This window comes from Ferrimonas sp. YIN67 (assembly GCF_057219095.1).
This window is the reverse complement of the sequence record NZ_JBXVVJ010000002.1, coordinates 58,741-72,324: the sequence shown is the minus strand read 5'-3', so window position 1 is coordinate 72,324 and position 13,584 is coordinate 58,741. Positions and strand designations below refer to the sequence as shown.

Annotated in this window: 13 protein-coding genes; 6 read left to right on the top strand and 7 right to left on the bottom strand. The window is 55.8% G+C overall.

The genetic code is table 11. The features are described from left to right. Window positions 1-9 precede the first annotated feature (9 nt). Window positions 10-1,512 carry a SpoVR family protein gene (locus tag AC2D8U_RS04020; RefSeq protein WP_484617761.1) on the top strand — a complete coding sequence of 501 codons (1,503 nt, stop codon included), beginning with the start codon at window positions 10-12 and terminating at the stop codon, window positions 1,510-1,512. Between the two features lie 8 nt (window positions 1,513-1,520). Here the strand turns inward: AC2D8U_RS04020 and fadR are convergent, their stop codons facing one another. Further along, complete coding sequence (gene fadR, locus AC2D8U_RS04015) at window positions 1,521-2,240, bottom strand: fatty acid metabolism transcriptional regulator FadR (protein WP_484617760.1); 720 nt, start codon at window positions 2,238-2,240, stop codon at window positions 1,521-1,523. 276 nt (window positions 2,241-2,516) lie between these two features. Here fadR and nhaB point away from each other — a divergent pair, with 276 nt between their 5' ends. Both nhaB and dsbB read left to right on the top strand, forming a co-directional pair. Beyond that, the gene (gene nhaB, locus AC2D8U_RS04010; RefSeq protein WP_484617759.1) at window positions 2,517-4,097 is read left to right on the top strand and encodes a sodium/proton antiporter NhaB; all 1,581 of its coding nucleotides are present in this window, start codon (window positions 2,517-2,519) and stop codon (window positions 4,095-4,097) included. A 49-nt stretch (window positions 4,098-4,146) separates the two neighbouring features. Next, the gene (dsbB, locus tag AC2D8U_RS04005) at window positions 4,147-4,671 is read left to right on the top strand and encodes a disulfide bond formation protein DsbB (protein WP_484617758.1); all 525 of its coding nucleotides are present in this window, start codon (window positions 4,147-4,149) and stop codon (window positions 4,669-4,671) included. 265 nt (window positions 4,672-4,936) lie between these two features. Here dsbB and AC2D8U_RS04000 read toward each other — a convergent pair whose 3' ends face one another. The 3 genes from AC2D8U_RS04000 to AC2D8U_RS03990 all read right to left on the bottom strand — a co-directional run bounded on the left by AC2D8U_RS04000 (window position 4,937) and on the right by AC2D8U_RS03990 (window position 6,742). Continuing rightward, window positions 4,937-5,398, bottom strand: a complete 462-nt coding sequence (locus AC2D8U_RS04000; protein WP_484617757.1) for a YcgN family cysteine cluster protein — start codon at window positions 5,396-5,398, stop codon at window positions 4,937-4,939. Between the two features lie 65 nt (window positions 5,399-5,463). Further along, window positions 5,464-6,438: a lytic murein transglycosylase gene (locus tag AC2D8U_RS03995; RefSeq protein ID WP_484617756.1), complete on the bottom strand. Its 975-nt coding sequence runs from the start codon at window positions 6,436-6,438 to the stop codon at window positions 5,464-5,466. Window positions 6,439-6,451: 13 nt separating this feature from the next. Beyond that, the gene (locus AC2D8U_RS03990; RefSeq protein ID WP_484617755.1) at window positions 6,452-6,742 is read right to left on the bottom strand and encodes a YcgL domain-containing protein; all 291 of its coding nucleotides are present in this window, start codon (window positions 6,740-6,742) and stop codon (window positions 6,452-6,454) included. Between the two features lie 127 nt (window positions 6,743-6,869). On the opposite strand from AC2D8U_RS03990, the gene minC reads away from it, so the two are divergent. Genes minC through minE form a run of 3 tightly spaced genes read left to right on the top strand, consistent with a single transcriptional unit; the run spans window position 6,870 to window position 8,618 of the window. Then, window positions 6,870-7,544, top strand: a complete 675-nt coding sequence (gene minC, locus AC2D8U_RS03985) for a septum site-determining protein MinC (RefSeq protein WP_484617754.1) — start codon at window positions 6,870-6,872, stop codon at window positions 7,542-7,544. A gap of 4 nt (window positions 7,545-7,548) precedes the next feature. Further along, the gene (gene minD, locus AC2D8U_RS03980; protein WP_484617753.1) at window positions 7,549-8,358 is read left to right on the top strand and encodes a septum site-determining protein MinD; all 810 of its coding nucleotides are present in this window, start codon (window positions 7,549-7,551) and stop codon (window positions 8,356-8,358) included. 2 nt (window positions 8,359-8,360) lie between these two features. Beyond that, window positions 8,361-8,618 carry a cell division topological specificity factor MinE gene (gene minE, locus AC2D8U_RS03975; protein ID WP_484617752.1) on the top strand — a complete coding sequence of 86 codons (258 nt, stop codon included), beginning with the start codon at window positions 8,361-8,363 and terminating at the stop codon, window positions 8,616-8,618. Between the two features lie 225 nt (window positions 8,619-8,843). On the opposite strand, the gene fadD (AC2D8U_RS03970) is transcribed toward minE, so the two are convergent. From fadD (AC2D8U_RS03970) to fadD (AC2D8U_RS03960), 3 genes are all read right to left on the bottom strand, one after another. Beyond that, entirely contained in the window at window positions 8,844-10,514 is a 1,671-nt protein-coding gene (gene fadD / locus AC2D8U_RS03970) for a long-chain-fatty-acid--CoA ligase FadD (protein ID WP_484617751.1), read from the bottom strand. A 244-nt stretch (window positions 10,515-10,758) separates the two neighbouring features. Continuing rightward, a complete protein-coding gene (gene rnd / locus AC2D8U_RS03965; RefSeq protein ID WP_484617750.1) occupies window positions 10,759-11,886 on the bottom strand; it encodes a ribonuclease D in 1,128 nt (375 codons plus the stop codon). After that, window positions 11,886-13,559 (bottom strand): long-chain-fatty-acid--CoA ligase FadD, encoded by a 1,674-nt coding sequence (gene fadD, locus AC2D8U_RS03960; protein ID WP_484617749.1) that lies wholly within the window; start codon window positions 13,557-13,559, stop codon window positions 11,886-11,888. Before fadD (AC2D8U_RS03960) ends, rnd begins: the two co-directional genes overlap by 1 nt. Between the last annotated feature and the right edge of the window lie 25 nt (window positions 13,560-13,584).

Sequence of the window (13,584 nt, the reverse complement as noted above, 5' to 3'; positions counted from 1 at the left end):
GAGGCTCGGATGAACGATCGCACACCACTACCTGACGGTCCGGATTGGACCTTTCCACTGCTGGAGCAATACAAGAACGAGATCGCCCGTATTGCCCAGCACTATCGACTCGATACCTATCCCAACCAGATCGAGGTGATCACCGCCGAGCAGATGATGGATGCCTACGCCAGCGTGGGCATGCCCATAGGCTATGCCCACTGGTCCTTTGGCAAGAAATTCATCGAAACCGAACGCCATTATAAACGGGGTCAGATGGGGTTAGCTTATGAGATCGTCATTAATTCCAATCCCTGTATTGCCTACCTGATGGAGGAAAACACCATCACCATGCAGGCCCTGGTGATGGCCCATGCCAGTTATGGCCATAACAGCTTTTTTAAGGGTAACTATCTGTTTCGTACCTGGACAGATGCGGACTCCATCATCGACTACCTGGTCTTTGCCAAAAAATACATCGCCGAGTGTGAACAGCAGCACGGTATCGATGCGGTCGAGGATATCGTCGACTCCTGCCATGCTTTGATGAATCTGGGGGTCGATCGCTACAAGCGGCCCAGCGAGATCTCGTTACGGGAGGAGAAGCAAAGGCAAAAAGAGCGGGAGGAATACCTCCAGAGTCAAGTAAACGATCTGTGGCGCACCCTGCCCCGCCAAGCCGAGTCAGAGAAAAACATTGAGGAGGAGCGCTTTCCTGCCGAGCCTCAGGAGAATCTGCTCTATTTTATTGAGAAAAATGCCCCCCTGCTGGAGCCCTGGCAACGCGAACTGGTCCGCATCGTTCGTAAGATCTCCCAATACTTCTACCCGCAAAAGCAGACTCAGGTGATGAACGAAGGCTGGGCAACCTTCTGGCACTACACCATCTTGAACCACCTCTACGATGACGGGCTGGTGACCGACCGTTTCATGTTGGAGTTTTTGCAAAGCCACACCAACGTGGTCGCACAACCTCCCTATAACAGTCCCTACTACAATGGGATCAATCCCTATGCTTTGGGCTTTGCCATGTTTCAGGACATCCGCAAGATCTGCGAAGATCCAGATGATGAAGACAGAGAGTGGTTCCCCGATCTGGTCGACACCAACTGGCTCGATGCGGTGCATTTCGCCATGGAGAACTTCAAGGATGAGAGCTTTATTGCCCAGTACCTGTCACCTCGCCTGATGCGTCAATTCCGACTGTTTCAGATCCACGACGATGACCGTAAAAACTATCTGGAGATCGGGGCCATCCACGACGAAAACGGTTACCGTGAAGTCAGGGCGTCCTTGGCCAAGCAATATAACCTGAGCAATCTTGAGCCCAACATTCAGATTTGGAACGTAAAGGTTCGAGGCGATCGGAGCCTGACACTGCGTTACACCCCTCAGGACCGTACGCCGCTGGCAGACAGCCACCATGAGGTGGTCAAGCATTTACACCGACTCTGGGGTTTTGATGTTCGATTGGAAGAGGAGAAGGAAAATGGCAGCGCAGAGTTACTCTCACGCTGCCCTAACTCAGATTGATCGCACGATCACATCTTGGATTCGGCAATGTCCTTAGGCATGTCGGCACGGATCATCTGCCAGATCCGTCCCGACTCCATGCCATAGTGACGCACCAGCGGCAATACGGCTTCCACGTCGCCTTTCTGGGCCAGCAGATCCAGGTCCCGGTAGTAGGCCCGGGCCACATCACGCCCCTCTTTATTACTGAAGTAGTAACGTCCCACTCGTGAGTAAAGACCCCGGAACCCATTGAGGATCAGAGAGTAGATAGGATTACCCGAGGCAAATGCCAAGGAGTGGTTGAGCCGGTAATCGTAATCAGCGAAGGCTGTGCCATCTTCCGGTAAGGAGGTGGCTTCCGCCAACAACTCACGCACCTTCGCCGGGTTATTCCGCACGGCGGAGCGCGTGTAGATCCCGCTGATATTGGTTCGAGCCGCCAGCAGCTGATCCATCAACTCTGGTACGCCGTCTTGATCCAGGCGGGCAATGGTCTCAAGGATATTGAGGCCAGAGGTCTCCCAGAAGTTATTCACCCGGGTTGGCTTACCATGTTGAATGGTCAACCAGCCATCTCGAGCCAGCCGTTGCAGCACTTCGCGCAGAGTCGTTCGGGTCACTCCAATCAGCTCCGACAGCTCACGCTCGGCTGGCAAAATGGAGCCTGGTGGGAACTTATTGTTCCAGATTGATTTGACGATATATTCTTCGGCAAAACCCGCAGGGCTTTGGGCTTTAATAATCATTGTACGGCAGCCTGTTAATCTTGTTATCGCACTTTTAGTTGTCTGCTGATCATACCAGACAGGCGTGAAATGGAAAGTGTCGCAAATGTGCGGCGATTATCCCGGTAACATCACAACAACGAGACGAGTTCATTCACTTTCTTTGCTTACTTCATAAGCAGACACGCGGCCTTTGTAATGTTCTCTTTGCGTTGGCCCGGCAAATCGTTAAAATCCCCGACGATCATTAACGCTCCCGCAATCTGGGCGCATTAAAACTAACAATTCGAGGACGCTATGGCGCTGACGCTACGGCAAGCTTTTATTCACAACTTTCTGGGTAATGCCCCAAAGTGGTACAAGGCGGCCATTTTAATCTTTTTATTGATTAATCCTGTTCTGTTCTACGCAGATCCCTTCATTGCCGGTTGGGTCCTGGTGGTAGAATTCATTTTCACTCTGGCCATGGCGCTCAAGTGTTACCCACTTCAACCCGGGGGCTTGCTCGCCATTGAAGCCGTGGCCATCGGCATGACCTCCCCGAACCAGGTACTCCATGAGCTGGAAGCTAACCTGGAAGTTATCCTGCTGCTGGTGTTCATGGTGGCGGGTATCTACTTTATGAAGCAACTGCTGTTGTTTGGCTTCACCAAGCTGGTGACTAAACTGCAGTCGAAACGTCTCCTCTCCCTCTCCTTTTGTGCCGCGGCCGCGTTTCTCTCTGCCTTCCTGGATGCCCTGACCGTGATTGCCGTAGTGATCAGTGTGGCCGTTGGCTTCTATGCCATCTACCACAAAGTCGCTTCGGGTAAAGAGTTTGGTCAGCACCACGATCACAATCAAGATAGTGAACTTCGGGTGGGTAAAGATGATCTGGAGCAGTTCCGCGCCTTCCTGCGTAACCTGATGATGCATGCCGGGGTGGGCACAGCCTTAGGGGGAGTCTGCACCATGGTGGGGGAACCACAAAACCTGATCATCGCTGCACAGGCGGGTTGGGACTTTGGTGAATTTTTCCTAAGAATGGCCCCGATCACGCTGCCAGTACTGTTCGCCGGCTTGCTGACCTGCTACCTGGTGGAACGGTTTGCCGTATTCGGTTACGGTGCAGCCTTGCCGGAGGCTGTGCGACAGATCCTGGTGGATTATGCACGCCACGAGGATGAAAAACGTACCAACCGGGAAAACATGCAGCTCATTGTTCAAGCCCTGGTCGGGATCTGGCTGATCGCCGGTCTGGCACTTCACCTCGCCGCCGTTGGCCTGATTGGTTTGTCGGTGATCATCCTCTGCACCGCCTTCAATGGCGTGATTGATGAACACTCTCTGGGCAAGGCATTTGAAGAAGCCCTGCCCTTTACCGCCCTGTTAGCCGTGTTTTTTGCCATCGTCGGCGTGATCATCGATCAACAACTGTTTCACCCGGTTGTCAGCTGGGTACTCACCTTCGAAGGCAACAACCAACTGGTGATGTTCTATCTCGCCAATGGCTTGCTCTCCATGGTTTCTGACAATGTGTTTGTCGGTACCGTTTACATCAATGAGGTGAAGTCTGCCCTGCTGGCCGGAGAGATCACGCAAGCCCAGTTTGAACAACTCGCCGTAGCGATCAACACTGGCACCAACCTGCCTTCGGTTGCGACTCCCAATGGTCAGGCCGCCTTCCTGTTCCTGCTGACCTCGGCCCTGTCGCCCCTGATCCGTCTCTCCTACGGCAAGATGGTGATCATGGCCCTGCCCTATACCATAGTGCTGGCCCTGGTGGGTCTGCTGATGATCGAAGTGGGCTTCCTCAGCGAAGCAACTGAAGCCATGTATCAAATGCACTGGATCAACCCAGGCCATGCCATCCAAGGCGCCGCACCGGGCGGACACTGAACCTGACACGGCGCCTTAAGGCGCCGTTTTACTCTCAAGAGATAACAACATGCTTGCCACTCTTTCTCTTTTCAGCCAGCAACGCACCAGTTGGCTACTCCTGCTGCTCTCCTGCATCGGCCTGTTTGGCACGGCCCTTTTCTTTCAACACCAGATGCAACTGGAGCCCTGCCTCTACTGCATCTATATTCGTGTTGCCGTTATCGCCCTGGCATTCAGTGCCCTGATTGGCCTGTTAGCGCCACGCACACCCCTTATCGCCACTCTGGGATACCTCACCTGGTTAGGCAGTGCAACTTGGGGTCTATGGTTGTCGTTAGAGTTGGTCAAGAAACAGGCAGGCAACCACAATGCCGGGCTGTTTGGCCCCACCTGTGACTACATTCCCAACTTCCCTGCCTGGATGCCCCTCCACCAGTGGTGGCCCGAGCTGTTTCAACCCAGAGGACAATGCAGTGATGAGGCTTGGCAATGGCTGGGAGTCACCATGGCCCAGTGGATGGTGGTGGTGTTTGCCATCTACCTGTTGCTTTGGATGCTATTCGCCTTCGCCAGGCTCAAAGGAAGGCATTAAGCGCCAGGGCTAACGGGAAACACGCGTGTCACCTGACCTAGGGCATTCCGCTGTTTGAGCTCCAAGAGGTGCTCACGCTGTCGGGTGATTTTGACGCACTCTGGCTCGATGGGTAGGGCAATACATATCACGGCCAGTGTCCTGTGCCTGAAAACTGGGGTAGGACGCAAAGGTTCAGCCAATCCCTCTGCCATCCTTTTCTTGGCAAGCGACAGGCACAACAGGGTGACATACCCGCCTCCTGTTGTTATCCCAACGTCCCCCGTCAGTCTATCTCGTCTGCTGGCCAGGTGACGATACAGCCCACCAGGATATGGCTCTCTGTGCCCACGTCCCGCTCATCCAGTACCTTGTTGCGAACTGACATGCCGGCAGCGTGCATGGCCGAGGCGCTCCCGGTTAACAACGGGTGCCAACTGGGCAGATCACGTCCTTCGTGCAAGCGACGGTAGGCACAGCTGGGGGGAAACCAGTACAGCTCGTCCAGGTTTTCCAACGAGACCTTATAGCAGTCCGGTACGTATTTAAATCGAGTCGGATACTTACTGCATTGGCAAGATTTGTGGTTAAGCAGTTGGCAGGCCACATTGGTGAAATGCACCTCTTCCGTATCGTCATCGATCAGCTTGTTCAGACAACATTTACCACAACCATCGCACAGGGCTTCCCACTCAGCGTCGTTCATCTCACTCAGGGATTTATGCCAAAACGGCGTCTGCTCTGTCATCGCGACTCCTCCAGAAAAAACACGCCCTCAAATTCGAGGGCGCGTAGTATACATGAAGTCGGGTTCTACTGGGCGTCGAACTTGATCCGGTCGGCCAAATACCCAACCGCTACCGCAAAGTAGTTGCTTCGATTCCAGCGCATCAGGGTGTCATAGTTGTCGTAGGTCAGGTAGATACGACCCGACTCGTCATCAGGAAACACCAGGGAGGCTGTTAAATCCGACCGCTTGGGCAGATCGCTGCCATCGAACCGACGGACGCCCAGTTCCTGCCACTGGGCCAAGGTTTTCTTCACTTCCCGTCCCCGATGCTCCTCCGCGACAGGAGCGTTTAAGCTGACCTGACGGGCCCAGGTCTGATCCCCCTGCCACCCCTCCTGTTTCAGGTAGTTGGCTGCCGAGGCAAACACATCCGGTAAGGTATGCCAGATATCCTTGCGCCCATCGCCGTCGTGATCGACCGCATAGCGCAGGAAGGAGGTGGGCATAAACTGGGTCTGGCCCATGGCACCGGCCCAGGAGCCTTTCATCCGATCGGCACTAATGTGGCCATCATCGATGATCTTCAGTGCTGCCATCAGTTGCTCTTTGAAGAAGGCTTCGCGTCGTCCTTCAAACGCCATGGATGCGGTGGCGCCGACCACGCTAAAGTTACCGGTATAGCCGCCAAAATTGGTTTCAATGCCCCATAGGGCAACAATGAAACGGGGCTGAACCCCATAAGCCTCGCCCACCTCATTGAGCAACGTCCTATGCTCTGCATAGAGGCGTCGTGCCTGCTTGACCTTCCACTCGGGGACCGCCTGGGGCAGATAGGTATCGAGGGTCTTCTTCTGCTCAGGCTGATTGCGATCAGCGGCGATGGCGCGTTTGTACAGCTTAATCCCCTCAAACGCTTCATCAATCGTTTGTTGAGAGATCCCAGCCACTTTCGCCTCGGCTTTCAGGCCATCGACGTAGTTTAAAAACTCGGACTGCTCTGCGCCCATAACCGGAGCGCCAGAAACCAGGGCGAGTGCAAGACAGATCCGTTTCAGCATTCAAGACTCCTAATCAATCACGTGAACTGTTATCGAGCCCAAGCTCAGCACGGTGTTGTTTCAACAGATCTTCCCTCGGTGGCGGAAGCTGCAGGAAGAACCCTTTGTCTTCCAACTCACGGCGCACACTGGCCAGATCCGACTGGCCCAGTTGCTTGAGTTTAACTAAAGGTAGGAGCATCACAAATTCCGGCGGACCAAACAGGTCCATCAATGCCTCAGGCACCTCGGAAAAGTCATCCCGCCGATTAATAAACAGGTAAGTGTCGGCTTTTCGACGACTTTTATATACTGCACAAATCATGGTTTTCTAGTTAGTTGTCCCGATTTATCGGTTGCGGCTATCGAGCCTCGACTATAACATGCTGACTCACGAAATAAATCCGGTGCAGCCCCCACGGCAACACCCGGCCCAGTGGTTTGAGGCCCCCATGCAGATCCCTTCTATCGAGTTCAAAGGTGGCAGTTTCACCCTATCGGTTCTTCGCTTAGCCGGCACTCATATCGACCAACTGGATGCCCAGCTGAAAGAACATGTTCAGCGGGCCCCAAAGTTGTTTTGCGACATGCCTGTCCTGCTCGATCTGCATGCGCTATGTCCCAACTCCCTGACATTGGAGCAGATACTTGACGCGGTGCGGGCCAACGAGCTGGCCCCCATGGCCATGCTCGATACCCAACCCGGCTATGAGCAACAGGCCAAATCACTGGCCCTACCCCGCATCCGCCCAAACAATCAGGCGCCAAACTGCCAACCCGGGATCAAAGTGATCGAACGCCCGGTCCGTTCGGGACAACAGATCTACGCCCAGGGAGGCGATCTTATGGTGTTGGGTGCCGTCAGTAACGGGGCTGAGTTGGTGGCCGATGGCAGCATCCATGTCTATGGGCCGATGCGGGGCCGCGCATTTGCCGGTGTCACCGGCAATCCCAATGCCCGCATTTTCTGCCACGATCTTCAGGCTGAATTGCTTGCCATCGCCGGACGTTACCACCTTGCCGAACAGCAAGACCCCCAGTTTTGGGGCCAGGCAACCATGGTCCATCTCCATGAAGACACACTCAAGCACAGTGCCTTGCCCAAATTTAACAAGGAAACTCACTGACATTATGTCCAGAATTATCGTCGTGACCTCAGGTAAAGGTGGGGTCGGAAAAACTACCACATCCGCGTCCATCGCCATGGGATTGGCTCAAAGGGGTCACAAAACCGTGGTGATCGACTTCGACATCGGCCTGCGTAACCTCGATCTGGTCATGGGGTGCGAACGCCGAGTGGTCTATGACTTTGTCAATGTGATCAATGGCGAAGCCAACCTCAACCAGACCCTGATCAAAGATAAGCGTTGTGATCGGCTCTATATCCTTCCCGCCTCTCAGACCCGGGACAAGGATGCCCTGACCATGGAGGGAGTCCAGACCGTACTGGACGAACTCAAGCAAAAGTTCGAATTCATCATCTGTGACAGTCCAGCGGGGATCGAGCATGGTGCCATGATGGCCCTCTACTTCGCCGACGAAGCCATCGTCACCACCAACCCGGAAGTATCCTCGGTGCGTGATTCAGATCGGATCCTGGGGATGTTGCAAAGCCGCTCCCTGCGTGCCGAGCAGGGTCTTGAACCGGTTAAAGAACACTTGTTGTTGTGCCGCTACCTACCCAGTCGAGTCGACGCCGGCGACATGCTCAGCCTCGATGATGTCGAAGACATCCTGGCCATTCCTCTATTGGGCTTGATCCCTGAGTGTGGTGCCGTCCTCAAGGCATCAAACCAAGGTACACCTGTGATCCTGGATGGAGAAAGTCCCGCCGGCCAGGCCTACGAAGACACGGTCGCCCGCCTGCTGGGGGAAAAACGCCCGCTGCGCTTCGTCACCGAAGAGAAGAAAGGCTGGCTGAAAAAACTGTTCGGAGGTTAACCATGGCATTGCTGGATTACTTTAAGAAGGACGAAAAGGGTGCCAGTGCCCGGACCGCCAAAGAGCGTCTTCAGATCATCGTGGCCCACGAGCGCAACCACCGTAGCGGCCCCAGTTACCTGCCCCAGTTGGAGCAAGATCTGTTGGTCGTGATCGGCAAATATGTCGCCATCGATCGGGATCAGATCCAGATCCAGTGGGATCACAAGGACGACCAACTGGCCGTTCTAGAGGTGAATGTGACGCTGCCCAACAGCTAAATCTGACGCAGGGGGGGACTGTCACCCTGCGCCATCTTCCCCGCCGCGAGTTGCCAAGCCCACCGCTCCTCAGTGATCTATCCCTTGGCTGTTGTGCGCTCCTACGCCACCGAGCTCAGCTTTTGGGTAGATTGGCCAGTACGCGCCTGCATGGCCCGACACAGGCGCACAGCCAAGGCAACGCACCGAGGCGGGAAGCCCGCACACCGGCCTCCCAGTCACAGCCTATGCCGCCCGGCCCTCATCACGCAGCGCACGACGCAGGATCTTGCCGACATTGGTCTTGGGCAGCTCCTCGCGAAACTCAACAAAGCGCGGCACCTTGTAGTTCGTCAGCTGCTCCCGGCAGTGGGCCAGCAACCCCTCCTTGTCCAGGCACTCTGACTTGGGCACCACGAAGATCTTAACCGCCTCACCGGACTTCTCATCCGGTACCCCGATGGCCGCCACCTCGGCCACCCCCTCGTGACGCATCACCACCTCTTCAATTTCATTGGGGAACACATTGAATCCGGACACCAAGATCATATCCTTGAGCCGATCGACCAGGGTAAAGTAGCCCTGTGCATCCTCAACACCTATGTCTCCGGTCGCCAGCCAGCCCTCTTTAAGCACCTCATCGGTGGCATCAGGCCGCTGCCAATAGCCCAACATCACCTGGGGTCCCCGGATCTGCAGCTCACCCCGCTCCCCCAGTGGCACCACATCGCCAAAGGGATCCACCAGGCGGATCTCTGTGGACGGCAGGGGCAGGCCTATGGTGCCGTCATAGCCCTGACTGGTGTAGGGGGCCACCGATGCCACCGGTGAGCATTCGGTCAGACCATACCCCTCCAGCAGACGGGTACCGGTCAGGCTCTGCCAACGTTCGGCAACCGGGCGCTGAACCGCCATGCCGCCGCCAAGGGAGATCTTGAGCGAGGAGAAGTCCAACTGATCAAAACCCGGGCAATTGAGCAGGGCATTAAACAGGGTATTGACCCCGGTAATGGCGGTAAATCGCTGGTTTTTTAAGGTTTTAATAAAGGTGGGGAGATCTCGGGGATTGGTGATCAACACATTGTTGGCACCCAGCTTCATAAACAGCAGACAGTTCGCCGTGAGGGCAAAGATATGATAGAGGGGCAAGGCGGTGATCACCGTCTCCTGACCCTCCCGCAGCAGGGGACCGATGTAGGCACTCAACTGCTCAAGGTTTGCGACCAGATTGCGGTGGGTCAGCATGGCCCCCTTGGCCACCCCAGTGGTGCCGCCGGTGTACTGGAGGAAAGCCAGATCCTCCGATTCAATTAGGGGCCGCATATACTGCAGGTGCCGCCCCTTGGCCAGGGCACTGCGAAACGGCCTAGCATGGGGCAAATGGTATTTCGGCACCATCTTCTTAATGTGCTTAACCACAAAATTGACCAGGGTACGCTTGGGCAAAGCAAGTTGATCCCCCAGGCTGGTCAGGATCACATGACGGACCGACGTGTGATCCACCACCTGCTCCAGGGTATGGGCAAAATTGGAAACGATGACGATCGCCTTGGCACCAGAGTCCTTGAGCTGATGCTCCAGTTCCCTGGCGGTATAGAGAGGGTTAACGTTGACCACCACCAATCCGGCCCGCAGTGCCCCAAACAGCGCGACCGGGTATTGCAGTAAGTTGGGCATCATTAACGCGATGCGGTCTCCCGGCTGTAAACTGAGATCCGACTGCAGGTAGGCTGCAAAATCTCGGCTCAATTGTTCCAGAGTTCGATAGGTCAGGCTCTCCCCCATGTTGGAGAAAGCCGGCCGGTCCGGAAACCGCTCCACGCTCAACTCCAGCAACTCCACCAGCGACTCATAATGATCAGCGTCAATCTCGGGGGGTACATCCTTCGGGTAACTGGCCAGCCACAGCTTCTCCATTTTGCCTCCTTGCGCGTCCCTCCCACTGCGGGAGAAGGATCTCTAAACGGGTCCGTATTGGTATCAAACGATCGTTTGAATACCATCCGTTTACTATGTCATGAACTTGTGGCTCAGAAAAGTACCTTTTTCAGCTCAAAGGTTGCACAACCCGGAACCCCGCAGTAGGCGGGCAGGCCACCAGAGAGGTGGCCTGCATACAAAAAGCCCGGCACAGGGCCGGGCTTTTAGAGTCCTACGGGATCTACTGACGGGGCACCAGCTCCTGCTCAGGCAAGGCATTGGCGCACAACTGGCCACGCCAGCCCTGAAGGATCTCCGGGAGATCACCAAATTTCCCTTTCCACAACCAGGTCAGGTACTGAGTCACCAGCTTCTTCGATGCCAAAAACTCAGGGGCAACTTGATGTTCCTCGGCAACCTTCAGCAAGGTGGTACGGGCCAAGGCCAGGGCATCGCGAAAATCCGGATCCAGCCCCAGGGGATCGATCGCCTCCGGTGGGTTATCCACGTCGGCCCGGGCGATGCATCGAAGGATGGATCGACCATGGCGAGCCAAGGTGCGTTCATCCATCCCTTCGAGCTTGGACAGGTACGCCATGGAGCGTGGTGCCCGGCGAGCCAGGTTGAGCAACAGGGGATCCTTGATCACAAAGTTCAGTGCCAAGTCGCGCTGCTGGGCCACCCCGAGTCGCCAGGCTGCCAGTTCTTTGAGTACCGCAAGTTGCATTGGCTTGAGCTGCCACGCATTTTTTACCTTAAGGTAGGCCTTGGCCGGATCATCCGGTTTCAGCCGGCCGCGACAGGCCCGTTCGCCCTCCTGCCAGAGCCACTCCAACCGATCAGCCTGCTCGATCGCCGCACGCATGGTGGGGTAGATCTGGTGCAGGTAGTAGACATCGGCAGCCGCGTACTCCAGCTGTTTGGTGCTCAATGGCCGCTTCAGCCAATCGGTCCGGGATTCCCCCTTGTCCAGCTCGATGTTCAGGTAATGCTGGATGAGCTTTCCATACCCCATGGCGCCCCCCAGGTTGAGCAAGACGCCGGCAACCTGGGAGTCGAACAAGGGCTTGGGGATCACGCCACCCCGATGGGCAAAGATCTCCAGATCTTCACTGGCCGAGTGCAACACCTTGACCACGGACTCATCCAGGATCAGCCGCCACAAAGGACCCAGATCCTCAATGGCTAAGGGATCGATCAGCGCCAGGTTAGACCCGTCGTACAGTTGGATGAGACCCAGCTGGGCGTTGTAGGTCCGGGTACGAACAAACTCGGTGTCCAGGGCGACATACTCGGCCTGACGACACTGTTCACACAGTGCAGCCAGGGCGTCATCATTATCGATCCATTGCCACTGAGGCATCTCCATCAAGCGTTCTCCTTCACTTCATCACGCAGTTCACGACGCAAGATCTTCCCCACAGGCGTCTTGGGCAGTTCATCTCGGAACTCAACCAATTTCGGCACCTTATAACCCGTCAGGTGCTGGCGACAGTGGGTAATGATCTCCTTGTCGGTCAGGCTCGGATCTTTCTTCACCACAAAGATCTTCACCAACTCACCGGACACCTCGTGGGGAACCCCCACGGCGGCCACTTCCAGTACCTTGTCGTTCAAGGCCACCACATCTTCCACCTCGTTGGGGAAAACATTGAAGCCGGACACCAAGATCATATCTTTCTTACGGTCAACAATGAAGAACTGACCCTGCTGATCCATGTAACCAATGTCACCGGTCAGCAGCCAGTCACCATCCATGGTCTTGGCAGTCTCCTCCGGACGCTGCCAATAGCCTTTCATGACCTGAGGGCCACGCACCTGCAACTCACCGATCTCGCCCTGAGGCAGCACGGCGCCCTCTTCACTGACCACCCGCATGTCGGTGGAAGGCAGCGGCAGACCAATGGCCCCGGTGTACTCCTCCTGATCGTGACGACCGCCGGCCACTACCGGTGAGGCTTCGGTCAGGCCATAGCCCTCCACCAGAGGGATACCTGTGATCGCTTTCCACTTCTCCGCCACGGCACGCTGCACAGCCATGCCGCCACCCACAGTGAGGCGGAACTTGCTGAAGTCCAGGGTGGCAAACTCTGGGTGGTTGATCATGGCGTTGAACAGGGTATTGACCCCGGTCAGGGCGGTAAACGGATACTTCTTCAGCTCGCCGATGAAGTTGTCCAGATCCCGCGGGTTGGTGATCAGCAAATTCTGGCCACCCAGCTTGAGGAACAGCAGCAGGTTCACGGTGTTGGCAAACACGTGGTAGAGCGGCAGTGGGGTGACGATCATCTCTTTGCCTGGCTGCAGTGCCGGGCCGTAAACGGCTTCACTTTGCAACATGTTGGCGATCAGGGAGCGATGGGTCAGCATGGCGCCCTTGGCCACCCCGGTCGTGCCACCTGTGTACTGCAGGAAGGCGGTATCCTCGGCCTTCAGTTGAGGTTTCACGTACTGCAGATGCTTACCCTTGGCCAGCACACGGCGCATGGAGACGGCACCAGGCAGGTGGAACTTGGGCACCATCTTCTTGACGTACTTCACGACGAAGTTGACGATGGTGCGCTTCGGGCCGGAGAGTTGATCACCGATCTTGGTCAGGATCACGTGTTTCACCGGGGTCTCGTGGACCACCTGCTGGAGGCTCGAGCCAAAGTTGGTGACCGCGATAATGGCACTGGCACCCGAGTCCTTAAGCTGATGTTTGAGTTCCCGTGGGGTATAGAGCGGATTGACGTTTACCGCGATCAGACCCGCACGCAGAATGCCGAACAGGGCAATGGGATATTGCAACAGGTTGGGCATCATCAGGGCGACCCGCTCACCGGGCTGCAGCTTGAGTTCATTTTGCAGATAGGCGGCAAAAGCACGGCTCTGCTCCTCCACACTGCGGAAGGTCAACACTGCCCCCATATTGATGAAGGCAACCTGATCGGCATAGTCTCGACAGCTTTGTTCAAACAGCTCCAGCAGGTTCTCATACTGGTCCGGATTGATCTCACTCGGTACGTTTTCGGCGTAGCTGTTTAGCCAGGGCTTATCCACGCTGTTCTCCTTGGTTGGAACAGTA